The 23,861-nt window shown below is 40.5% G+C and carries 13 protein-coding genes, 5 tRNA genes and 3 rRNA genes; 13 read left to right on the top strand and 8 right to left on the bottom strand.

The window, feature by feature from the left end:
- Positions 1-2: 2 nt before the first annotated feature.
- The 6 genes from O1Q81_RS00785 to O1Q81_RS00760 all read right to left on the bottom strand — a co-directional run bounded on the left by O1Q81_RS00785 (position 3) and on the right by O1Q81_RS00760 (position 3,735).
- The gene (locus tag O1Q81_RS00785) at positions 3-605 is read right to left on the bottom strand and encodes a beta-phosphoglucomutase family hydrolase (protein ID WP_386697715.1); all 603 of its coding nucleotides are present in this window, start codon (positions 603-605) and stop codon (positions 3-5) included.
- Positions 606-1,029: 424 nt separating this feature from the next.
- A tRNA-Arg gene (locus O1Q81_RS00780) sits at positions 1,030-1,106 on the bottom strand.
- Between the two features lie 50 nt (positions 1,107-1,156).
- Positions 1,157-1,233 (bottom strand) — tRNA-Arg (locus O1Q81_RS00775).
- 53 nt (positions 1,234-1,286) lie between these two features.
- A tRNA-Ser gene (locus O1Q81_RS00770) sits at positions 1,287-1,380 on the bottom strand.
- A 93-nt stretch (positions 1,381-1,473) separates the two neighbouring features.
- Positions 1,474-3,504, bottom strand: a complete 2,031-nt coding sequence (rep, locus tag O1Q81_RS00765) for a DNA helicase Rep (RefSeq protein WP_386697713.1) — start codon at positions 3,502-3,504, stop codon at positions 1,474-1,476.
- A 6-nt stretch (positions 3,505-3,510) separates the two neighbouring features.
- A complete protein-coding gene (locus tag O1Q81_RS00760) occupies positions 3,511-3,735 on the bottom strand; it encodes a YceK/YidQ family lipoprotein (RefSeq protein WP_386688391.1) in 225 nt (74 codons plus the stop codon).
- Between the two features lie 143 nt (positions 3,736-3,878).
- Between O1Q81_RS00760 and O1Q81_RS00755 the strand changes: the two genes are divergently transcribed.
- Entirely contained in the window at positions 3,879-5,213 is a 1,335-nt protein-coding gene (locus O1Q81_RS00755; RefSeq protein WP_386688389.1) for an NAD(P)/FAD-dependent oxidoreductase, read from the top strand.
- A 38-nt stretch (positions 5,214-5,251) separates the two neighbouring features.
- On the opposite strand, the gene tusA is transcribed toward O1Q81_RS00755, so the two are convergent.
- Positions 5,252-5,500: a sulfurtransferase TusA gene (tusA, locus tag O1Q81_RS00750; protein WP_386688386.1), complete on the bottom strand. Its 249-nt coding sequence runs from the start codon at positions 5,498-5,500 to the stop codon at positions 5,252-5,254.
- Between the two features lie 162 nt (positions 5,501-5,662).
- On the opposite strand from tusA, the gene O1Q81_RS00745 reads away from it, so the two are divergent.
- The 11 genes from O1Q81_RS00745 to O1Q81_RS00695 all read left to right on the top strand — a co-directional run bounded on the left by O1Q81_RS00745 (position 5,663) and on the right by O1Q81_RS00695 (position 22,082).
- Complete coding sequence (locus O1Q81_RS00745; protein ID WP_386688383.1) at positions 5,663-7,126, top strand: TrkH family potassium uptake protein; 1,464 nt, start codon at positions 5,663-5,665, stop codon at positions 7,124-7,126.
- Complete coding sequence (gene hemG / locus O1Q81_RS00740) at positions 7,126-7,635, top strand: menaquinone-dependent protoporphyrinogen IX dehydrogenase (RefSeq protein WP_386697711.1); 510 nt, start codon at positions 7,126-7,128, stop codon at positions 7,633-7,635. The genes O1Q81_RS00745 and hemG overlap by 1 nt, the downstream gene beginning before the upstream one ends.
- Before the next feature lie 467 nt (positions 7,636-8,102).
- Positions 8,103-9,642 (top strand): 16S ribosomal RNA (locus O1Q81_RS00735).
- Between the two features lie 79 nt (positions 9,643-9,721).
- Positions 9,722-9,798 (top strand) — tRNA-Ile (locus O1Q81_RS00730).
- A gap of 102 nt (positions 9,799-9,900) precedes the next feature.
- Positions 9,901-9,976: transfer RNA gene (locus tag O1Q81_RS00725), tRNA-Ala, on the top strand.
- Positions 9,977-10,256: 280 nt separating this feature from the next.
- Positions 10,257-13,149, top strand: a 23S ribosomal RNA gene (locus O1Q81_RS00720).
- A 210-nt stretch (positions 13,150-13,359) separates the two neighbouring features.
- A 5S ribosomal RNA gene (gene rrf, locus O1Q81_RS00715) occupies positions 13,360-13,475 on the top strand.
- The 16S, 23S and 5S rRNA genes sit together here with 2 tRNA genes alongside, the layout of an rRNA operon.
- Positions 13,476-13,805: 330 nt before the next feature.
- Positions 13,806-15,329 carry a sodium/proline symporter PutP gene (gene putP, locus O1Q81_RS00710; protein WP_386697709.1) on the top strand — a complete coding sequence of 508 codons (1,524 nt, stop codon included), beginning with the start codon at positions 13,806-13,808 and terminating at the stop codon, positions 15,327-15,329.
- An 87-nt stretch (positions 15,330-15,416) separates the two neighbouring features.
- The gene (gene putA / locus O1Q81_RS00705; protein WP_386697708.1) at positions 15,417-19,004 is read left to right on the top strand and encodes a bifunctional proline dehydrogenase/L-glutamate gamma-semialdehyde dehydrogenase PutA; all 3,588 of its coding nucleotides are present in this window, start codon (positions 15,417-15,419) and stop codon (positions 19,002-19,004) included.
- A gap of 107 nt (positions 19,005-19,111) precedes the next feature.
- Positions 19,112-20,890: an ATP-binding protein gene (locus O1Q81_RS00700; RefSeq protein WP_386697707.1), complete on the top strand. Its 1,779-nt coding sequence runs from the start codon at positions 19,112-19,114 to the stop codon at positions 20,888-20,890.
- Positions 20,891-20,960: 70 nt separating this feature from the next.
- On the top strand, positions 20,961-22,082 hold the full coding sequence (locus O1Q81_RS00695) for an ATP-binding protein (protein ID WP_386687724.1): 1,122 nt from the start codon (positions 20,961-20,963) through the stop codon (positions 22,080-22,082).
- 32 nt (positions 22,083-22,114) lie between these two features.
- On the opposite strand, the gene suhB is transcribed toward O1Q81_RS00695, so the two are convergent.
- On the bottom strand, positions 22,115-22,918 hold the full coding sequence (gene suhB / locus O1Q81_RS00690; protein ID WP_386687722.1) for an inositol-1-monophosphatase: 804 nt from the start codon (positions 22,916-22,918) through the stop codon (positions 22,115-22,117).
- 185 nt (positions 22,919-23,103) lie between these two features.
- Between suhB and trmJ the strand changes: the two genes are divergently transcribed.
- Entirely contained in the window at positions 23,104-23,847 is a 744-nt protein-coding gene (gene trmJ / locus O1Q81_RS00685; protein ID WP_386697705.1) for a tRNA (cytosine(32)/uridine(32)-2'-O)-methyltransferase TrmJ, read from the top strand.
- The last annotated feature ends 14 nt before the right edge of the window (positions 23,848-23,861 follow it).

Raw genomic sequence — 23,861 nt, 5'->3', positions numbered from 1 at the left:
TGTTATTTAGCGTAAATAATTTGATTAATCCGTACATCAAATACGTCCATTCCCCCAGCCAATCCTGCTTGCACACCCAGATCGGCATCTTCAAATACCAGACAATGTTGTGGTTCGACATTGAGTAATTCTGCACAACGTAAGAACGTTTCAGGATTTGGTTTGTGATGTGTTACCTGATCAGCATTGACGACAGCATTGAAATATTGACGCAAATTAAATTTATCCAGTAATAAATCTACCATAAAGCCGTGTGAACCCGTGCCTAATGCCATGGGGATTTTACCAAAATTCGTTTTGATAATGTCAAAAGCTGGCAATAATGTGGCATTTTTTTCCACCATTTCAAATCCGAATTGACGTTTTAAGCGAACCATTTCATCAAAATGCTGTTCAGGGATATTGTGGCGTTGCATGGTTTCACGAGCAATAATCGACACAGTGGCACCGCCAAGCTCGTACATAATCTCGCCCGTAATGGGATAGCCTAAGATTTCGCCTACTTTTTGCCAAGCAAGAGCATGGCTCGGCATGGTGTCGATGATGGTGCCGTCCATGTCGAAGATAAGTGCGGTGTAATTTTGTAGTGTTTCGTGATCGATCATGTTTGTTTCCTGTTGGGGATTTTTTGGGGTATTTTGCTATAAAATGGGGGAGATGTAATTAGTTTTTTGTATTTTTATTGCAAATTTTGTTTTTTTAGGATCGGGTTTCGCCCGATGGGCGACCGTACTTTCTTTTACTTGTGTAAAAGAAAGTAGGCAAAGAAAAGCACGCCCCGATTTCACCGCTTTTCTTCGCTTATTTGGTATTTTCTTAACGCTAAATTTTGAACTCGCTTCGCTCAGACATGCAAAATTTAGCTAAAAATACCAAAACGCTCAGGCGGTTCAGACGGGGTCCCAAGTTTTGATCGAGCGTAAATAGAAGTGCGGTTGAAAAATAGATATTTTTTAAGCTACGGAGTAGCGTCACTATGCTTAACCTAGTACGTAAGTGCTAGGTATTCTTAATAAAAGAAAAATAGAATGGCGCACCCGAAAGGATTCGAACCTTTGACCGCTCGGTTCGTAGCCGAGTACTCTATCCAGCTGAGCTACGGGTGCGTAGAGAGTTTTATTTAATCTATACCAATCCACCTAGAGTAAAAATGAAATGGCGCACCCGAAAGGATTCGAACCTTTGACCGCTCGGTTCGTAGCCGAGTACTCTATCCAGCTGAGCTACGGGTGCAGATTTAAATAAATTAAATTGTGACAAACCAACAGTCATACAACAAATAAAAATGGCGGTGAAAGAGGGATTCGAACCCTCGATGGAGCTTTTAACCCCATACTCCCTTAGCAGGGGAGCGCCTTCAGCCTGCTCGGCCATCTCACCGCAACTGGTTTGTGGACGATATGATACGGTTTTATATAAACAAGTCAAACGCTTTTTGTTAAAAACCGTCTATTTGTTTAAATCATCTACAATTTAGCTGGGTTTAGCTTGAGCGTTGGCTAAAATAGCTCGTAAGTTCGCAATATTTGCTGTTGCCTTTTGTTGCTTTTGCTGTTCGGTTAATGGTGGTTTATCTCTTTCCCATTGCACGTCATCTTGTGGTAACTCCAGTAAAAAACGGCTCGGTTCAGGGCTAATTAATTCACCATATTGTCGGCGTTCTTTACACAAGGTAAAACGTAATGTCTGTTGAGCCCTTGTAATACCAACATAAGCTAGACGGCGTTCTTCGTCCACATTATCTTCGTCAACGCTACTTTGATGTGGCAATAAGCCTTCTTCCATGCCGATTAAAAAAACGTGCGGAAATTCTAATCCTTTGGACGCATGTAGGGTCATTAATTGTACCTGATCACTGGCATCATCATCTTCACTACGTTCTAGCATATCTCGCAAGGTTAAATTGGTGACGACCTGATTTAAAGTCATTGGCTCATTCACCTCATCTCCTTTTAACATCGATGCTACCCACTCAAACAATGTTGCTACGTTTTTACTTTGCATTTCTGCTATTTTCGGGTTGGTGGCGGTTTCGTATAAGTATTCTTCATATTGAATTTGAGCCAGCATACGTTTTACGGCTTGTTCTGGTTCGGCACGTAATAATTCATCATTAAGTTCCACCATCCAGCGTGCGAAACTTTGTAAGGCATTATAGGCTTTTGGTGTTACTCTATGAATTAATTCAAATTCAAAAATAGCAGCAAATAAGCTAATATGTTTTTCGTGAGCCAATAATCCTAATTTTTCTAGGGTAGCGGTGCCAATTTCACGTTTGGGAGTGTTCACAATACGTAAAAATGCGGCATCATCGTCTTGATTTACTAACACTCGCAAATATGCCATCATATCTTTGATTTCAGCTCGGCTAAAAAAAGATGTTCCTCCCGAAATTTTGTAGGGAATGCGATTTTGCATTAACACTTTTTCTAATAAGCGTGATTGATGATTGCCTCGATATAATACGGCATAATCTTTATATTTGGTTTTATGGGTAAATCGGTGAGCGATTAATTCAGCTACGACACGTTCTGCTTCGTGTTCTTCATTTTTAGCTTCAATTACTTGTAGTTTCTCGCCTTGAGCTAAATTTGAAAATAATTTTTTATCAAACACATGATCATTGTTATCAATTAAAATATTCGCACAGTGTAAAATTCGTTGGGTAGAGCGGTAATTTTGTTCTAACTTAATGACATTAAGTTTTGGGAAATCATCACGTAGTCGTATCATATTTTGCGGTCTGGCTCCACGCCATGAATAAATAGACTGATCGTCATCACCGACCACGGTAAAATTGGCTCGACTACCAACTAATAATTTAATCAGTTCGTATTGGCTGGTGTTAGTATCTTGATATTCATCAACTAATAAATAACGAATTTTATTCTGCCATTTTGACCGCACTTCTTCATTTTGACGAAATAATAAGCTAGGTAACATAATTAAATCATCAAAATCTAAAGCATTATAGGCTCGAATTTGCTTGGCATAGCGATCATAACATTGAGCAAAAATTTGATATTTTTGATCTCTGGCTAATGCCAACGCCGTATCTGGCATAATTAAATCGTTTTTCCAGTTGGAAATGGCGGAAATTAACTCACGCAATAAATCTTTATCTTCTTGTAATTCATTTGCAGTTAAATCTTTCAGTAGAGCAAGTTGGTCATGTTCATCAAACAAGGTCATATTAGCCTTAAAACCGAGTTGTTTATATTCTTGTTTAATGATATTAAAACCAAGGGTGTGAAAGGTGGAAACCGTTAATCCTTTGGTTTTATCTTTACCTATGGAATGAGCTACTCGTTCTTTCATCTCTCGTGCTGCTTTGTTGGTAAAGGTTACTGCTGCAATATGTTTTGGCAAATAACCACAGTGAGCGATTAAATAAGCGATTTTATTAATAATTACTCTGGTTTTGCCTGAACCTGCACCAGCTAAGACCAGACAAGGTCCTCTGCTAAATTCCACGGCTTGTTGTTGTTGAGGGTTCAGTTTCATTGTGTATTATTCTTGCGACCAAACATAGGGTAATAATGCGGTATCTAATAAAAAAGACAACGGCAAATCCAAAATTGGCAGTCCCCATTTTTGAGCCTGTTGCCAGTCAAATTTTGTGCCATCGTAGGCATTGTATTTTTCGGTGGGATCGATTAATTGCACAATGGTTCCACAGCCTGTTAGCCCACTGAATGAGAATAGTGCGGTTAAAATTAATAAGGTTTTTTTCACGAGGTGCGATTTTCCTTAAGTTAAACAAGGAAAGCATTATACCCTTTTTGTGCTATTTATGCTTTATAAATAGACTTTCTATAGCGTACATATTAAAATTGTTGACAATTTGTAAATTTTTATTTTTTTAGGAACGTTTAATTATGAAAAACATTGTTATTGTTGGCGGGGGTGCTGGCGGATTAGAACTCGCCACATTCTTAGGTCACAAATTAGGAAAGAAGCAGAAGGCAAATGTTGTCTTAGTAGATCGCAATCAAACCCATCTATGGAAACCATTGTTGCATGAAGTCGCTACAGGCGTTTTGGATTCTGAAACTGATGCGGTGAGTTTTCGTGCTCACGCCTATAATCATGGATTTAATTTTGAACAAGGTTCGGTTGCCCGTATTGATCGTACCAACAAATATATTGAATTAGATCCCGTGTATGGTTCGGAGGGGGATATTATCGTGGTGGCACGTCGTATTCCTTATGATTATTTAGTGCTTTCGATAGGTAGTAAGTCTAATGATTTCAATACCAAAGGCGTAGCAGAAAACTGTATTTTCCTTGATTCAGCCAATCAGGCGTTGCGTTTTCAACACAAAATGTTGGAATTATTCTTAAAATTCTCTGAAAACAATGCGTTATCAGAAATTGGTGAAGATAGCAGTAAACAAAATTTAGTTGAAGAAGATAAAGTCAATATTGCTATTGTCGGTGGTGGAGCCACAGGGGTTGAGTTGTCGGCAGAATTGTTTAATGCGGCTACTCACTTATCTTCTTATGGGTATGGCAAAATTCGTAGTGATTGTTTACAAGTTACCCTGATTGAAGCAGGGGATCGCTTATTACCAGCATTACCAGAACGTATTTCTGAATCTGTTCGTATGGAATTAGAAGAATTAGGGGTACGCGTGAAAACCAAGACAATGATTACTGAAGCCACGCCGAATAGCTTGCTCACGAAAGATGGTGATGAAATTAAAGCGGATTTGATGGTATGGGCTGCTGGGGTACGTATTTCTACGGTTACTAAGCAATTTGATGGTTTAGAAGTCAACCGTATTAATCAACTTTGCGTTAAAGACACCTTACAAACGACATTAGATGATACTGTTTTCGCCATAGGTGATTGTGCGTTCCTATTGCAAAAAGACGGCACGCCAGTTCCCCCTCGTGGTCAAGCCGCTACCCAAATGGCAACGACCTGTGGACAAAATATTGTGGCGTTATTTGAGGGCAAAACAGAACTTAAACCGTTTGTTTTCCGTGATAAAGGATCGCTAGTTTCTCTCTCAAAATTCACCGCACTTGGTAACATCACCACGGGTAAGAAAAGTTCATTAACCGTGGAGGGAAATTTAGCCCGTTTAGCCTATATTTCCCTATACCGTTTACATCAACAACGCTTACATGGTTGTTTTAAAGTCGGGTTAATTATTTTGATTGGACGATTGAATCGCTTTATTAGACCATCATTGAAGTTGTATTGATAACATAGACAGCAAGAAAGCTAAGTAATGTAAGTTATTTAGCTTTTTTGTATGCCTTTTTGTACCCAGTATTTATATGGGCTTGTAGTCGTTTCTGAGTGTAAAAGTTGATGATCCATAAATTGACAGAAACTTGGAATATCGCGAGTGGTGGCAGGATCATCGGCAATAATCAGTAATACATCACCATTCGACATATAACGGATTTGTTTACGTATTAGCATTACTGGTTCAGGGCAGCGTAATCCTTTTGCATCTAGGGTATAATCTATCGGTATTTCATTCATTATTATGTTTTTCAATTTATTTAATTGTTATCCTATGATAACGTGAAGAAAGTAGTTGGTCAAAAGTTAAGAACATTTAATCATAGTATATGATAAAATGAACCACTGCGGTTCTGTTTGTTATTGATCATCTGTTTTATATATAACTAGAGTAAATATATTGTGCATATTTTATCAATTATTAGAATAGTCGGCATTTTGATAATGTGTTTTTCATTATCTATGTTTGTGCCAGCATTTGTTGCATTAATTTACGGTGATGGGGGTGGTAAGGCTTTCATTGAAACCTTTGCTTTTAGTTTATTGTTGGGGGCTTTATTATGGCGTTCATGCTATAACTATAAACAAGAGTTACGTTCTCGAGAAGGATTTTTGATCGTTGTTATGTTCTGGTTTTTACTATGTGGACTTTCAGTTATCCCATTTTTATTTTTTGATGAACTTAATATTGATTTTGCTCAGGCAATTTTTGAAGCCATTTCAGCAGTAACTACCACTGGAGCAACAGCAATTTCAGGCTTGGATAATTTGCCTAAATCTATTTTATTTTATCGGCAATTTTTACAATGGATTGGGGGGATTGGATTAATCGTTTTAGTGGTTGCAGTTACCCCTTTATTAGGTGTCGGTGGCGGGCAATTATATCGTGCTGAATCGGCAAGCCCTTTGAAAGATCAGAAAACCTTACCTCGCATCGGCGAAATGGCTAAATTACTTTGGATAATTTATGGGGGACTAACTGTATTATGTACGTTAACCTATTGGTTAGCTGGAATGACTTTTTTTGATGCAATTTGCCATAGTTTTTCAACGGTATCTAATGGCGGATTATCTACTCATGATGCAAATCTAGGTTATTTCCAAAATTCAACAATTTATTTGTTATCTACTTTTTTTATGTTATTTACGGGGTGCAACTTTGGTTTACACGTGAAAGCATTAATGAATCGCAAATATCAATCTGTTTGGAAAACCTATTTTAGCGATCCTGAATTCCGTTTTTTTTGTGTAGTGCAATCTATACTGATAGCCATTATGACTATCGGGTTATATATTTCATATCAAAATATGTCGATTTTAGATGCTTTTTCGCAAGGTTCTGCACAAATGTCTTCCATGTCAATGACTGCAGGTTTTACTCTATTTAATTTTAATGAATTACCAACATTTTTATCTATGTTGTTAGTTTTCGCTGCACTTTTAGGTGGGTGTGCAGGATCGACTTCGGGTGGATTAAAGATGATTCGTATCTTAGTCCTTTGGTTACAATTTAAACGAGAAATTAAGTTTTTGGTTCATCCTAATTTAGTTGTACCGATCAAATTAGGGGAAACCTTATTATCATCTCGAATAATTGAGGGGATTTGGGCGTTTTTAATCGCTTTCTTCTTCACTTATTGGTTATGTGTATTTGGGGTGATTTTATGTGGAATGGATCCACTTGATGCTTTAGTTGCTATCTTTTCGACATTAACCAACGTAGGTCCAGGGCTTGGATCCGCTGGTACGGGATTTGCAGAAGCATCAAATAATGCAAAATATGTTTTATCTTTTGCTATGATTGCTGGGCGACTTGAGATCTTTTCTTTATTAATTTTATTTACTCCTTCTTTTTGGAAAACCTAATGAAAACCCTGATTTTGTATTCAAGTTATGATGGTCAGACAAAAAGAATTGCAGAATTTTTAGCCTCTAAATTATCCAGCGAGGTTGAAGTGCGGTCTATTTCTGAACAGATTTGTTTTGATTTTGATAGGATTATTATTGGTGCTTCGGTACGTTATGGCTATTTTAATAAGAATTTGTATAAATTTATTAAAAAAAATACCGCACTTTTGAACAGTAAACCAAGTGCATTTTTTGGGGTGAATTTGACAGCGAGAAAGGATGATAAAAATACACCAGAAACGAACGTGTATGTACGTAAATTTTTGCAATGTATTGCTTGGGAACCACAATGTTCGGCAGTGTTTGCTGGGGCATTACTTTATCCTCGATATAACTGGTTTGATCGTATGATGATTAAATTAATTATGAAGATTACTGGTGGAGAAACAGATACAGATAAAGAAATTGAATATACGAATTGGGATAAAGTGACTGAATTCGCATTGAGGGTTAATACGTTGAATTAATATTAAGACTTCAGATGCTGATTATTGATAATGAATTATCATTTAATTTGGAGGTTATTATGGTTGAACTACAAAAAACTTTATTTAGAGCCATGGTTCTTATAACCGTATTAGCTTTGGTTGCTTTTCTAGTTAGTCTATTTTAACTAGAAAACATGAGTATTAGGTTTATCATTAAGGTTATTAGGTAAATTTAAAGCAAACAATAAATTTGCTTTAAATTTAAAAGATTACTTGACAGAGGCGAGATAAATTTATATCATTTCAAGCCTTGCATAAATGCAATCGTTCTTTAACAATTTATCAGACAATCTGTGTGGGCACTTGTTGATTGACTTGTTTTAAAAAAATTAAATAAAACTTGAAGTCTTAATAGGTGCTTAACTTAGAAATTCATTAACTTTTCATTTTTTTTGAGAGTGAGAAGAAAGATTTAGAAGCAAGCAGTTTATTGAGCGATCGAACTTAAATTGAAGAGTTTGATCATGGCTCAGATTGAACGCTGGCGGCAGGCTTAACACATGCAAGTCGAACGGTAGCAGGAAGTACTTGTACTTTGCTGACGAGTGGCGGACGGGTGAGTAATGCTTGGGAATCTGGCTTATGGAGGGGGATAACTACGGGAAACTGTAGCTAATACCGCGTAACATCTTCGGATTAAAGTGTGGGATCGCAAGACCACATGCCATAAGATGAGCCCAAGTGGGATTAGGTAGTTGGTGGGGTAAAGGCCTACCAAGCCGACGATCTCTAGCTGGTCTGAGAGGATGACCAGCCACACTGGAACTGAGACACGGTCCAGACTCCTACGGGAGGCAGCAGTGGGGAATATTGCGCAATGGGGGTAACCCTGACGCAGCCATGCCGCGTGAATGAAGAAGGCCTTCGGGTTGTAAAGTTCTTTCGGTGGTGAGGAAGGGATTTAGTTTAATAGACTAAATCATTGACGTTAACTACAGAAGAAGCACCGGCTAACTCCGTGCCAGCAGCCGCGGTAATACGGAGGGTGCGAGCGTTAATCGGAATAACTGGGCGTAAAGGGCACGCAGGCGGTTACTTAAGTGAGATGTGAAATCCCAGAGCTTAACTTTGGAATTGCATTTCAGACTGGGTAGCTAGAGTACTTTAGGGAGGGGTAGAATTCCACGTGTAGCGGTGAAATGCGTAGAGATGTGGAGGAATACCGAAGGCGAAGGCAGCCCCTTGGGAAGATACTGACGCTCATGTGCGAAAGCGTGGGGAGCAAACAGGATTAGATACCCTGGTAGTCCACGCTGTAAACGATGTCGATTTGGGGATTGGGGTTTAACTCTGGTGCCCGTAGCAAACGTGATAAATCGACCGCCTGGGGAGTACGGCCGCAAGGTTAAAACTCAAATGAATTGACGGGGGCCCGCACAAGCGGTGGAGCATGTGGTTTAATTCGATGCAACGCGAAGAACCTTACCTACTCTTGACATCCATAGAAGAACTTAGAGATAAGTTTGTGCCTTCGGGAGCTATGAGACAGGTGCTGCATGGCTGTCGTCAGCTCGTGTTGTGAAATGTTGGGTTAAGTCCCGCAACGAGCGCAACCCTTATCCTTTGTTGCCAGCATGTAGTGATGGGAACTCAAAGGAGACTGCCAGTGATAAACTGGAGGAAGGTGGGGATGACGTCAAGTCATCATGGCCCTTACGAGTAGGGCTACACACGTGCTACAATGGTGCATACAGAGGGCGGCAAACCTGCGAGGGGGAGCGAATCTCAGAAAGTGCATCGTAGTCCGGATTGGAGTCTGCAACTCGACTCCATGAAGTCGGAATCGCTAGTAATCGCAAATCAGAATGTTGCGGTGAATACGTTCCCGGGCCTTGTACACACCGCCCGTCACACCATGGGAGTGGGTTGTACCAGAAGTAGATAGCTTAACCGGAAGGGGGGGCGTTTACCACGGTATGATTCATGACTGGGGTGAAGTCGTAACAAGGTAACCGTAGGGGAACCTGCGGTTGGATCACCTCCTTACCAAAAACAGTGGCAATAAGTGTCCACACAGATTGGCTGATAGAAAGTAGAAAAGAAGAAGCAACGAGAATTGCCCTACGGGTCTGTAGCTCAGGTGGTTAGAGCGCACCCCTGATAAGGGTGAGGTCGGTGGTTCAAGTCCACTCAGACCCACCACTTTCAGATGTCAGATGACAGGAGTCAGATGGCAGAGAAAGTAAGCGTAGGGAATAGAAATAGCAACACTGTCATCTGACACCTGTTGTCTGTTATCTGAATGGGGATATAGCTCAGCTGGGAGAGCGCCTGCCTTGCACGCAGGAGGTCAGCGGTTCGATCCCGCTTATCTCCACCAAACAAAAAACTTGTTGTTATCATCATTGTTAAGCTAACTAAGTTGGAAAATAAAAACAAAAACAAAAAATTAGTTGATTTAACTAAGTTAATTTAACAATGATGATAGGCGAAAGCCGATAATCTTATGTTCTTTAAAAAATTGGAAACAAGCTGAAAACTGAGAGATTTTCGAAAGAAAGTCTGAGTAGAAGAAAAAAAATCTTGACTGAACAAAAGCAGTCAAGTGTTTAGTTGAAACGCAATATCAAGTGTTCTTAAAAAAACATTTGAGGTTGTATAGTTAAGTGACTAAGCGTACACGGTGGATGCCTAGGCAATCAGAGGCGAAGAAGGACGTGCTAATCTGCGAAAAGCTTGGATGAGTTGATAAGAAGCGTTTAATCCAAGATATCCGAATGGGGAAACCCAGTAGATGAAGAATCTACTATCGTTATTTGAATACATAGAATAACGAGGCAAACCGGGAGAACTGAAACATCTAAGTACCCCGAGGAAAAGAAATCAACCGAGATTCTGTGAGTAGCGGCGAGCGAAAGCGGAGGAGCCGTTAGTGATAGCGATAAAACGAAGAGAATGAACTGGGAAGTTCAACGACACAGGGTGATAGTCCCGTATCTGAAAGTTATATTGTGGTACTAAGCTAACAAGAAGTAGGGCGGAACACGAGAAATTCTGTCTGAAGATAGGGGGACCATCCTCTAAGGCTAAATACTCCTGATTGACCGATAGTGAACCAGTACTGTGAAGGAAAGGCGAAAAGAACCCCAGCGAGGGGAGTGAAATAGAACCTGAAACCGTGTACGTACAAGCAGTGGGAGCCGTAAGGTGACTGCGTACCTTTTGTATAATGGGTCAGCGACTTATATTTTGTAGCGAGGTTAACCGAATAGGGGAGCCGAAGGGAAACCGAGTCTTAACTGGGCGGCAAGTTGCAAGGTATAGACCCGAAACCCGGTGATCTAGCCATGGGCAGGTTGAAGGTTGGGTAACACTAACTGGAGGACCGAACCGACTAATGTTGAAAAATTAGCGGATGACTTGTGGCTGGGGGTGAAAGGCCAATCAAACCGGGAGATAGCTGGTTCTCCCCGAAATCTATTTAGGTAGAGCCTTGAGCGAACACCTTCGGGGGTAGAGCACTGTTTCGGCTAGGGGTCCATCCCGGATTACCAACCCGATGCAAACTGCGAATACCGAAGAGTGATACTCAGGAGACACACGGTGGGTGCTAACGTCCATCGTGAAGAGGGAAACAACCCAGACCGCCAGCTAAGGTCCCAAAGTACTAGTTAAGTGGGAAACGAAGTGGGAAGGCTTAGACAGCTAGGATGTTGGCTTAGAAGCAGCCATCATTTAAAGAAAGCGTAATAGCTCACTAGTCGAGTCGGCCTGCGCGGAAGATGTAACGGGGCTAAAACTAGTCACCGAAGCTGCGGCATCAAGAGTAATCTTGTTGGGTAGGGGAGCGTTGTGTAAGCGGAAGAAGGTGAATTGAGAAGTTTGCTGGACGTATCACAAGTGCGAATGCTGACATAAGTAACGATAAAACGAGTGAAAAACTCGTTCGCCGGAAGACCAAGGGTTCCTGTCCAACGTTAATCGGGGCAGGGTGAGTCGGCCCCTAAGGCGAGGCTGAAAAGCGTAGTCGATGGGAAACGGGTTAATATTCCCGTACTTGGTAAAGTTGCGATGTGGGGACGGAGAAGGTTAGGCAAGCAGCCTGTTGGATGGCTGTTTAAGCGTGTAGGTGGGGGATTTAGGCAAATCCGAATCCCAATTCAACACTAAGGCGTGATGACGAGCTCCTAAGGGAGCGAAGTTGTTGATACCACACTTCCAGGAAAAGCCACTAAGCGAAAGACTTTACTAAACCGTACTGAAAACCGACACAGGTGGTCAGGTAGAGAATACTCAGGCGCTTGAGAGAACTCGGGTGAAGGAACTAGGCAAAATAGCACCGTAACTTCGGGAGAAGGTGCGCCGGCGTAGATTGTAGTCTTTTACAGATGAAGGTTGAACCGGTCGAAGATACCAGCTGGCTGCAACTGTTTATTAAAAACACAGCACTCTGCAAACACGAAAGTGGACGTATAGGGTGTGATGCCTGCCCGGTGCTGGAAGGTTAATTGATGGTGTTATCGAAAGAGAAGCACCTGATCGAAGCCCCAGTAAACGGCGGCCGTAACTATAACGGTCCTAAGGTAGCGAAATTCCTTGTCGGGTAAGTTCCGACCTGCACGAATGGCATAATGATGGCCAGGCTGTCTCCACCCGAGACTCAGTGAAATTGAAATCGCCGTGAAGATGCGGTGTACCCGCGGCTAGACGGAAAGACCCCGTGAACCTTTACTATAGCTTGACACTGAACCTTGAATTTTGATGTGTAGGATAGGTGGGAGTCAGAGAAACTTAAACGCCAGTTTGAGTGGAGACGACCTTGAAATACCACCCTTTAACGTTTGATGTTCTAACGAAATATCTGAAACGGGTATTCGGACAGTGTCTGGTGGGTAGTTTGACTGGGGCGGTCTCCTCCCAAAGAGTAACGGAGGAGCACGAAGGTTTGCTAATGACGGTCGGACATCGTCAGGTTAGTGCAATGGTAAAAGCAAGCTTAACTGCGAGACAGACAAGTCGAGCAGGTACGAAAGTAGGTCATAGTGATCCGGTGGTTCTGAATGGAAGGGCCATCGCTCAACGGATAAAAGGTACTCCGGGGATAACAGGCTGATACCGCCCAAGAGTTCATATCGACGGCGGTGTTTGGCACCTCGATGTCGGCTCATCACATCCTGGGGCTGAAGTAGGTCCCAAGGGTATGGCTGTTCGCCATTTAAAGTGGTACGCGAGCTGGGTTTAGAACGTCGTGAGACAGTTCGGTCCCTATCTGCCGTGGGCGTAGGAGAATTGGTTGGGGCTGCTCCTAGTACGAGAGGACCGGAGTGGACGCATCCCTGGTGTTCCAGTTGTTTCGCCAGAAGCATTGCTGGGTAGCTACATGCGGGAGAGATAAGTGCTGAAAGCATCTAAGCACGAAACTTGCCAAGAGATGAGTTCTCCCACACAGAAGTGTGTAAGGGTTGTTTAAGACGAAGACGTAGATAGGCTGGGTGTGTAAGTGATGTGAGTCATTGAGCTAACCAGTACTAATTGCCCGAGAGGCTTAACTATACAACGCTCAAGTGGTTTTGATTCAGAAGACAGATGTCAGAAGACAGAAGACAGTTGAAGAGCGTGAAACTCACTAACAGACAAAAAAGAAAATCGAACAGACAGCTTGTTTCAAATTTAAAGAACAAAATACAAAAAGGAAAGAATTAAGTAGGATACAGGATAACACACGGTACTGCCGTCTGTAATCTGTCATCTGACCCCTGATTTCCTGATGGTCATAATGCAGTAGAGCCACCTGACTCCATGCCGAACTCAGAAGTGAAATGCTGTGATGCCGATGGTAGTGTTGGGAATCCCAATGTGAGAGTAGGTCGCCATCAGGTTTTTTTATTATCAAGTAAAACCCCAGTTACGTGAGTAGCTGGGGTTTTGTTCTTTTTTAATGGCTATTCTATATTGAATAGGATTTAGACATTTTTCTTATTTTTTATTGTTGGATTTTCCTATTTGTATAAAATTTCTCAGAAAAAGTGTTAAGTACGTCACAATTTTGTTATAAAAATGTAACATATTATTCTTGGTTGGCATATACTGAAAAAACCTTATAAATAGAATGCTTTTTCTATTTTAGAAAATGTATTTTAACAAGGTTCCTATAAACGGCAGTAGAGTATTCTACAATACGAATTTATCTTTAATAAGAGGAATATGCTATGTTTGGTCTTGATCCTACCACAACGACCTTTCTGATCTATATTGTCGGAATGGTATCAATAGGGCTTATTGCCTATCGATTTACAAATAATTTATCAGACTACATTCTTGGGGGACGTAGTTTGGGTAGTTTTGTGACAGGACTTTCAGCTGGTGCATCTGATATGTCAGGTTGGCTGTTAATGGGATTACCTGGTGCAGTTTATGCAGCAGGGCTTGTGGAAAGTTGGATTGCCATTGGTTTAACCATAGGGGCGTATTTAAACTGGTTATTTGTCGCAGGTAAATTGCGTATGCATACAGAATTTAATAAGAATGCTTTGACATTACCAGATTATTTTCATCATCGTTTCGGCGATAAGACTAAAGTATTAAAAATTGTTTCAGCCACAATTATCCTATTCTTCTTCGCTATTTACTGTGCATCAGGCGTGGTTGCTGGGGCTCGTTTATTTGAAAATTTATTTGGCGTGCCTTATGAAACTGCACTTTGGCTCGGGGCGTTAGCAACAATTGCTTACACCTTTATCGGGGGGTTTTTAGCAGTCAGCTGGACAGATACCATTCAAGCGAGTTTAATGTTTTTTGCCTTATTTCTTACACCTATTTTTATTTTAACGCAATTAGGTGGTTTTGAACCGACTTTTGAAGCTTTAGCTCAAGCTGGTGAAGCTGCTGGCAGAGATTTTACCGATATGTTTAATGGTACCACATTTATTGGCTTATTGAGTTTATCGGCATGGGGATTAGGTTACTTCGGTCAACCACATATCTTGGCACGGTTTATGGCGGCGGATTCGGTAAAATCCGTACCTAAAGCTCGTTGTATCAGTATGACGTGGATGTTTATCTGTTTGATTGGTGCAGTAAGTATCGGTTTCTGGGGACAAGCATATTTCTTTGCCAATCCAGATAAAGCGACACTGGTGAATGCAAATCACGAACAGGTTTTTATTGAACTTTCTCGTTTACTGTTTAATCCTTGGATTGCAGGTATTTTGCTTTCAGCTATTCTTGCGGCAGTAATGAGTACCCTAAGCTGTCAATTATTGATTTGCTCAAGTGCCATTACCGAAGACTTTTATAAGGGTTTCTTACGTCCGAACGCCAGTCAAAAAGAACTTGTCTGGTTGGGTCGTATGATGGTGCTATTGATTGCTATCTTAGCTATTGTTTTAGCACAGGATCCAAACAGTAAAGTGCTTGGCTTAGTATCTTATGCTTGGGCTGGTTTTGGTTGTGCCTTTGGACCTGTGGTATTGTTATCGCTTTATTGGAAACGCATGAATGCAGCAGGTGCAATGGCAGGCATGATCACGGGGGCATTGGTCGTGGTGTTCTGGAATACGCTTGTACCAAACAGTGGAATATATGAAATGATTCCTGGCTTTATCTGTGCGACGATTGCCATTTTGGTCATTTCTTTAATTACGCCAGCCCCGAAAGCAGAAATTGCAGAAACCTTTGATAAAGCGGAAAAGGCTTATCACAAAGAGATGCAAGGCGTGAAAAAATACATCTAGTTTGTTTATTAGCGAACTACTTTTATAAAGGTGCGGTTGTTTTTACAACCGCTTTACTCAGTGAAAATATTAAAAAGAAGGTTATCTATGAGTTACGAGATTTTACCTAAAACAACAATCCGTCCGATATTAAGCGAATTTTATCGCATTCCCGAACAAAAAATTGTGGCGGAGCTAATTGAAAAAGCGGATATGAGCGAGCAATCTCAATCTATTGCTGAACTGTGTAAAAAGTTAGTCAGCAAAGTACGAGCCGATCGCAAAAAAGCCAGCGGGGTGGATGCGTTAATGCACGAATTTTCCCTTTCTAGTGCGGAGGGGATTGCCTTAATGTGCTTGTCGGAAGCCTTATTGCGGATTCCAGATAAAACCACTGCAGATAAACTGATTCACGATAAACTTGTGCATGGCGATTGGAAAGCTCACTTAGGCAATAGCCCCTCTTTATTTGTTAACTCCGCTGCATGGGGATTGATTGTGGCACAAAAAATTGTGTCCCACAGTGATAAAGAACTATCTAGTGCCTTATCCAAATTAATTAGCAAAGGCGGCGAGCCATTGATTCGTCAAGGTATGAATGTAGGCATGCGTTTATTAGGTAAACAATTTGTGACGGGGGAAACCATTGATGCAGCGATTAAAAATGGTGAAAAACGTTTTGAGAAAGGCTTCCGTTATAGCTACGATATGTTAGGTGAAACCGCCTTAACCCAAAAGGATGCGGATCGTTATTACAATGATTATGTGAATTCCATTCGTGCCGTGGGGGAAACATCAAAAGGCTTAGGCGTTTATAAATCTTCAGGGGTTTCCGTCAAACTTTCTGCTATTCACCCCCGTTATAGTTTAAGCCAACATCAACGGGTAATTGATGAACTTTATCCGAAACTCAAAGAATTATTTTTATTAGCCAAAAAATATGATATTGGCTTGAATATTGATGCGGAAGAAGCCGCTCGCCTTGAATTATCCCTTGATTTACTTGACCGCTTAATTGCTGATCCCGATTTAGAGGGTTTCCACGGCATTGGCTTTGTGGTGCAAGCCTACCAAAAACGTTGTAGTCGTGTCATCGATCATATTATTGCTCAAGCTCGAGCCAATAATCGTAAATTAATGATCCGTCTAGTAAAAGGGGCATATTGGGATAGTGAAGTCAAATTAGCCCAAGCGGAAGGGGCAACGGATTATCCTGTATTTACCCGTAAAGTGCATTCCGACATCAACTATATCACCTGTGCGAAAAAATTATTGTCTGCACAAGATGTGATTTATCCGCAATTTGCTACGCACAATGCACAAACTTTAGCGACAGTTTATCACCTTGCCAAAGATAAACATTTTGAATTTCAATGCCTGCACGGCATGGGTGAAACCCTATATGAACAAGTGGTTGGCAAAGAAAATCTGAATGTACAATGCCGTATTTATGCACCAGTAGGTTCCTACCAAACCTTGTTGGCTTATCTCGTTCGCCGTTTATTAGAAAACGGTTCAAACAGTTCTTTCGTGAACCAAATTGTCGATGAACATTTTAGCGTTGATAGTTTGGCGGAAGATCCTGTGAATAAAGCGAAAGAAACCCAAGGTACGGCTCACCCGAAAGTACCGTTGCCGGTGAATATTTACGGTGAACGCCGTAATTCAAAAGGTTATGATCTAACCGATGCGATTTCCTTACAACAGCTACAAACTCAGCTTAACGAATTAAGTGATAAACAATATCAAGCGAAACCGTTAATTGTCGGTGAAGTGACAGGAAATAGTTCTCGCACAGTTTACAATCCAGCGGTGCAAAGCCAAATTGTAGGTCAAGTGATCGATGCCAACGAGCAAGATGTGAATACAGCGTTCACAACAGCAGTGAATTTTAAACAACAATGGGCGAATACCGCACCAGAAGTGCGGTCAGAAAAATTAGAGAAAATGGCAGATTTAATGGAACAACATTTGCCAGAACTCTTTGATTTAGCCGTGCGAGAAGCAGGTAAAACCCTCAATAATGCCATTGCCGAAGTGCGTGAAGCGGTGGATTTCTGCCGTTATTATGCTGGTCAAGTGCGAGCCAATCCAGCAGGCTTTAAGGATCCACGAGGTGTTGTGGTAGCCATCAGTCCGTGGAACTTCCCATTAGCGATTTTTATTGGTGAAGTGTCTTCTGCCTTAGTGGCAGGTAACGTGGTATTAGCCAAACCCGCAGAACAAACCTCTTTAATGGCGTATTTTGCGGTGAATTTATTCCATCAAGCAGGTATTCCAAAAGAAGCCTTACAATTATTAACGGGTTCAGGTAAAACCATCGGTGAAAGTCTAACCACTGATGAGCGTGTTAATGGCGTAATTTTCACGGGTTCAACCGATACCGCCAAACGTATTAATGCTAACCTACAAAAACATGATAGTCTGATTCCACTCATTGCGGAAACTGGTGGTCAAAATGCCATGATTGTCGATAGTTCCGCTTTAGGTGAACAAGTTACTATTGATGTATTGAACTCCGCCTTTGACTCAGCAGGTCAACGTTGTTCTGCTTTACGTGTGCTTTATTTACAAAAAGATAATGCGGATCACTTACTTGAATTAATTAAAGGTGCAATGGCGGAATTAGTGGTAGGCAACCCAGCACAGCTTACTACTGATGTGGGACCTGTTATTGACAAAGTGGCTCAACAACGCTTACTTGATCATATTGAAGTCATGAAAAAACAAGCCAAATCTTGTTATCAAGTACCGATTACCAAAGATGTGGCAGAGAACGGCATTTTTGTTGCCCCAACCTTGCTCGAAATTGACAATATTAATCAATTAAAACACGAAGTGTTTGGTCCAGTGTTACACGTCATTCGTTATGACGCAGAGAAATTAGACGATGTGATTAGAGAAATTAATTCCACAGGCTTTGGTTTGACTTGTGGTTTACATAGCCGTATCGATCAAACTCAACGTGAATGGGAGCAAGGCATTCAAGCAGGTAACTTATATGCCAACCGTAATATTGTCGGGGCGGTCGTTGGGGTGCAACCATTTGGTGGGCAAGGCTTATCCGGCACGGGACCAAAAGCGGGCGGTGCATTATACTTACAACGTTTAAATAACCGTACGGCATGGAACTTTGACGGATTAACCGAAGGGATTACGCCAAATATTAGCGAATTTTCCACCGCACTTAATCAGGTATTGACGGGTGATGAATTGGCTCAAGCTCAACAATCTTTGCAAACCTTGAGTGCAAGCTCACCGTTAGGCAAAATTCACCAAATGCACGGCGTGACAGGTGAAAACAATTTCTTACGTTTTGAACCACGTGGCGACATCGCCATTGGTGACGGTGCGTTATTCCAGCAAGTATTGGCATTAGTCGCGATTGTCGCAGCAGGCAGCCGTGGCGTGGTAAGGGCAAATTCGCCATTAGCCCAACACGCCAATAAATTGAGTAAATTTATTACTGTGGTAAATGACTTTAACAGTCTTGACCAGTTAAGCCAACTTATTGTGTTAAATCCACTTTCTCAAGCCGAAAAATCCCATTATGCGGAACGTAACGGGGCGATTATGACCTTTGTGGAAAACTTAGCGTTAGCCCAATCCTTATTACCGTTAATGCACGAAAAATCGGTGAGCATTAACACTGCTGCAATGGGAGGAAATGCCAGTTTAATGGCGGCAATGGACTAACAGGTCATTGATAAAATAAAAATGGGGGGCAGATCACAAATTTGCCCCCTTATTTCATGAAATTTTGTTAAGATAATCTAAATTTTTAATTAATCCTATGGCTATCTATGAAAAACGTTAAACATTTCACTCAACTCTATATTGACTGGGTGATTAAACTGGGTCGAGTAAGATTTTCTATATTAGGCTTTCTTATATTAGCGATTTTTGCCCTAATGACGCACATTATTTTAAGTTTGCTTATTGTGGGAGAAATTCATTGGGAAAGTCTAGTTTATGCCATTATTTTCGGGCTTATTTCAGCCCCTTTTGTAATTTATTTTTTTACCGTCTTGGTGGAACGTCTTGAACTTTCACGCTTGGCTCTGGCAAAATCTATTCAAGACAAAAGTGCATTGTTAGCCACGATTAGTCACGAATTACGCACGCCATTAAATGGCATTTTGGGTTTAAGCCAGATTTTGCTAGATACGCACCTTACGGAGCAACAACGAAATTATCTACACACCATCAGTATAAGTACTGTATCTTTAGGGCATATTTTCAATGATATTATTGATTTAGAAAGAATTGATGGAAAAAACATTGAACTATGTTATCGAGAAACGGATTTTTATTCATTTTTAACCGATATGCAGAATATTGCCACCCTATTAGCTGAACAAAAAGGTCTGCAATTTCAAATGAAACTCAATGAAAATCTACCGCACTTTTTGCAATTAGACCAAACTCGCCTAAGCCAAGTGTTATGGAATTTGCTGAGTAATGCAGTGAAATTCACCGAAAAAGGTGTGATTGTCCTAGAAGTTAAAAAAATATCTAATAATCAATATAGCTTTGCGATTAGTGATACTGGACAAGGTATTCCCAGCCAAGAGTTAGAGAAAATCTTTACCATGTACTATCAAGTGGCAGACAGTGGTAAAAAATCCGCTGGCAGTGGTATTGGGTTAGCTATTTCAAGAAATATTGCCCATTTAATGCACGGTGATTTAACGGTTGTTAGCGAATTGGGAAAAGGAACAACCTTTACTCTGACTATTCAAGCTGAATCTATTGAAAAACAAGAGAAACCAATAGAAAAAAGTGCGGTGCAAAATTTGCAAATTTTATTAGTGGAAGATATTCAGCTCAATATTACCGTGGTGAAAACGCTGTTAGAGAAATTAGGACATCGGGTGGATGTGGCAATGTCGGGTAAAGAAGCGATTCAAGCCTTTGAACATAACAGCTATGATTTATTGTTATTAGACATTCAACTCCCCGATATGACAGGCTTTGAAATTGCTCATTATTTACGTGACGGCTATCAAAATGATCGCTATGATTATCTTCCGCCGTTGATTGCGTTGACCGCCAATGTGATGCAAGACAAAGCAGAATATCAACGTCAGGGCATGGACGATGTATTGCGTAAGCCGTTGTTAGTTAATGAATTAACCTCTTGCTTGAATACCTATTTTGGCGAAAGTGAAATGTTAGAACATTCACCAAAGAACGCTGATACTCAAGCCATTCCCGAAGATTTAGCCGAATATTTTAACCCTGAAATTCTGGCAGAGTTACTTGAATTTATTGGCAAAGATTTATATACCGAAAATATCCGTTTATTTAAACAAGAAATCAACGGCGGAGATTTAGATGTCGCTAAAGCCTATCAAGAGTATTTGAAAGGTAACATCACCAAACAGCAATTAGCCGAAACCGCTCATAAATTAAAAGGGGCTGCCGCCAGTTTAGCCATGCAATCTGTGCAAAATGTGGCAAATTTAATACAACAGGTAGAGTTACCAGAATGGAACGAACAGCTTGAGCATTGGGTGGAGCAGATAGAAGGGTTGACGAAAATCAGTTTAGATTTAATTTATTCATATTTATCAAAATAAAATATACAAAATTATATGCGTGAAGTATAATTATACACGCGATGTATAATTTTGTATAAAGGGATATAAAATGAGCAATATAACCAAGGATCCACTCTATTATCCACGAACAGAACTTGCAGAACGTTTAGTGGCGAGTTTGAAAGATGGTATTAGCCATGCTTTGACATTGTTTGCTCCACGTCGTATGGGGAAAACACAATTTTTATTACAAGATATTAAACCATTAGCAGAAGAAAAAGGGTTTCACGTTTGCTATTTTAGTTTTATGGATACATTTATTTCTGGAGATAACCAAACTCAGGGAACTGATATTCAGCAAGCCTTTTGTCAGGCATTATCCTCTTTTCTAACTAAAACAGTACAAGCTAAGTTAAACAAAGCGTTGGGAAAAATTAAAACCGTTGAAATTGCAGGGATGGTTGGATTAGACTTAGACAATGGAAAATTACCAGAACCAACCAGCCCAAGTCGTTTATTGCAAGAAATTGCAGAAACCAGTCAGAAGCCAGTCTTAATGCTGTTTGATGAAATCCAAGAATTGGCTAGAATTAAGGGAATGCAAGCCTTAGTGAAATCTTTGCGTACAGGGCTTGATATGTATCAATCTAAAATTAAAGTGATTTTTACTGGCTCAAGCACAAATGGTTTGCGTACGATGTTTAATGACAGTAAAGCACCATTCTTTCATTTTGCACATGCACTCAATTTCCCAAATCTTGGTCGTGATTTTACTGACTTTTTAGCTGATATTTATCAGCAACGAGTTGGAAAAGTATTAGATAAAGCGGTATTTTTTACGATTTTCCAACGATTAAATTATACACCATTGTATATGCGGACGATTACGCAGAATTTGATTATCGATCCTGATCTTTCTTTAGAACAGGCAGTGCAAAAGACCTTAGATGAAATAGGCTTTCAAAATGAGAATGTGCAACAATGGCAACAGCTAAGCGATCTTGAGAAACAAATTTTGCGTTTAATTGCTCAAGGAAAAAGTGCATTGTACAGCCAAGACACTCGCCAACAATTGGCAAACTTGTTGGGAGTTAAACAAATAAGTAGTAGTACAATTCAAGGTAAAATAAAAAAACTTGAACGAGCAGATCTAATCACACGAGGCGTTGGAGATGAATTAAAGATTAATCAACCGCAGTTTCAAACTTGGTTAATAGAAAATAAAATTTAAAAAAGGGGTAATTGCCCCTTTTCACTCAACGATTAGCCCTTAAACACTTCTCCCAAACAAGGCTGAATTTTATTCAAAATTTCTTTCACTACTCTTGGGTGAGCGGCGATAATATGTCCGTCTTTCAAATAGTTATGTCCTGCATTGAAATCGCAAACTAAGCCACCCGCTTCACGCACCACTAATTCACCTGCGGCACAGTCCCAAGGTTTTAAACCCATTTCAAAGAAGCCATCAACACGTCCTGCGGCGGTGTAACATAAATCTAAAGCAGCGGAACCTGCACGGCGGAAATCAGCGACATCGGTGATTAAAGCGTTCATTATTGCCATTTGTACAGGCATTAATTTAGGCTGTTTAAATGGGAAGCCAGTGGCTAACACGGTGCCTTTGATATCACGGCGGTCGGCAATGCGTAAACGGATATCGTTTAATTTCGCCCCTTCACCACGTACTGCGGTGAATAATTCATTTTTGATTGGATCATAAACTACGCCTACTTCGGTGCGACCTTTGACACGAATAGCGATAGAAACAGCAAATTGTGGGAAACTTTTGATAAAGTTAGTGGTACCATCTAATGGATCGATAACCCATTGTGTATCACGGTCGTTACCATCTAATACGCCTGATTCTTCAGTGATAATGCTGTGATCAGGGTAAGAGGCACGAATGGTTTCAATAACTGCGGCTTCAGCAGCTTTATCTACGTTGGTCACATAGTCATAATTGCCTTTAATTTGCGTTTCAATATCTGCATGGTTTTCGTAACTTTTTGCGATGATATTGCCTGCTTTTCGTGCAGCACGAATTGCGATATTTAACATTGGGTTCATAAGAATATCCATTAGAAATTGTGAAAAGAACAAGGGGGAATGTTTTTTACATTACCTCAAACTGTGGTGCATTATAGACATTTTTTAAGCGATTTGCCACCATTAAAAATTTTTCCTCAATGCAACGCAGGAAATAGGGGATACTATGATAAAATATCTATAAATTTTCATTTATAGAAAGAAAAATGTTAAAAAATATTCGCATTGTTTTGGTGGAAACCTCTCATTCAGGCAATATTGGCTCGGCTGCTCGGGCAATGAAAACCATGGGGCTTAGTCAGCTTTATTTAGTTTCGCCTAAATATCTTCCTGATGAACAATCTATCGCTTTGGCGGCGGGGGCAGATGATGTGGTGAGAAATGCCGTGATTGTTCCCAGTTTTGAACAGGCGATTGCAGATTGTTCTTTGGTGATTGGCACCAGTGCGAGATTACGTCATTTACAAAGTAGTTTAATTGAGCCTCGTCAATGTGGTAAATTGGCTATTGAGGCGGTGAAGTGCGGTCAAAAAATAGCAATTATTTTTGGTCGTGAGCGAGTAGGTTTAACTAATGAAGAATTATTAAAATGTCGTTATCATTTGACCATTCCTGCCAACCCTGATTATTCTTCATTAAATTTGGCGATGGCAGTACAATTAATTTGTTATGAATTAAGAACGGCATTTTTACAAACAACACCTGTTTCAGTGATAGATAATTCCGTTATGTCGCCTCAACATTTAGCCACAGCACAGGAGTTAGAATATTTCTTTGCACATACCGAACGTCTTTATCAATCTTTAGGTTTTATTCATAATCAAGGTGTTATGTCAAAATTAAGACGTTTATATCAACGTGCTGAGATCGAAAAAAATGAGCTAAATATTCTGCGAGGTATGTTAAGTGCGGTGGAAAAACGGTTGATTTCTGTAGATAATAATAGTTGACTATTTTACAGGGT

The sequence above is a fragment of the Lonepinella sp. MS14436 genome (genome assembly GCF_042470565.1).
Lineage (GTDB): Bacteria > Pseudomonadota > Gammaproteobacteria > Enterobacterales > Pasteurellaceae > Lonepinella.
Note: the sequence above shows the minus strand (reverse complement) of the source record. Positions and strands in the feature narration are given on the sequence as shown.

Excerpts from the sequence above, each read along its gene's own strand:
- O1Q81_RS00785 (WP_386697715.1), bottom strand. The coding sequence starts at position 605 with ATGATCGATCACGAAACACTACAAAATTACACCGCACTTATCTTCGAC.
- rep (WP_386697713.1), bottom strand. The coding sequence starts at position 3,504 with ATGAAACTGAACCCTCAACAACAACAAGCCGTGGAATTTAGCAGAGGA.
- O1Q81_RS00755 (WP_386688389.1), top strand. The coding sequence starts at position 3,879 with ATGAAAAACATTGTTATTGTTGGCGGGGGTGCTGGCGGATTAGAACTC.
- tusA (WP_386688386.1), bottom strand. The coding sequence starts at position 5,500 with ATGAATGAAATACCGATAGATTATACCCTAGATGCAAAAGGATTACGC.
- hemG (WP_386697711.1), top strand. The coding sequence starts at position 7,126 with ATGAAAACCCTGATTTTGTATTCAAGTTATGATGGTCAGACAAAAAGA.
- putP (WP_386697709.1), top strand. The coding sequence starts at position 13,806 with ATGTTTGGTCTTGATCCTACCACAACGACCTTTCTGATCTATATTGTC.
- putA (WP_386697708.1), top strand. The coding sequence starts at position 15,417 with ATGAGTTACGAGATTTTACCTAAAACAACAATCCGTCCGATATTAAGC.
- O1Q81_RS00700 (WP_386697707.1), top strand. The coding sequence starts at position 19,112 with ATGAAAAACGTTAAACATTTCACTCAACTCTATATTGACTGGGTGATT.
- O1Q81_RS00695 (WP_386687724.1), top strand. The coding sequence starts at position 20,961 with ATGAGCAATATAACCAAGGATCCACTCTATTATCCACGAACAGAACTT.
- suhB (WP_386687722.1), bottom strand. The coding sequence starts at position 22,918 with ATGAACCCAATGTTAAATATCGCAATTCGTGCTGCACGAAAAGCAGGC.
- trmJ (WP_386697705.1), top strand. The coding sequence starts at position 23,104 with ATGTTAAAAAATATTCGCATTGTTTTGGTGGAAACCTCTCATTCAGGC.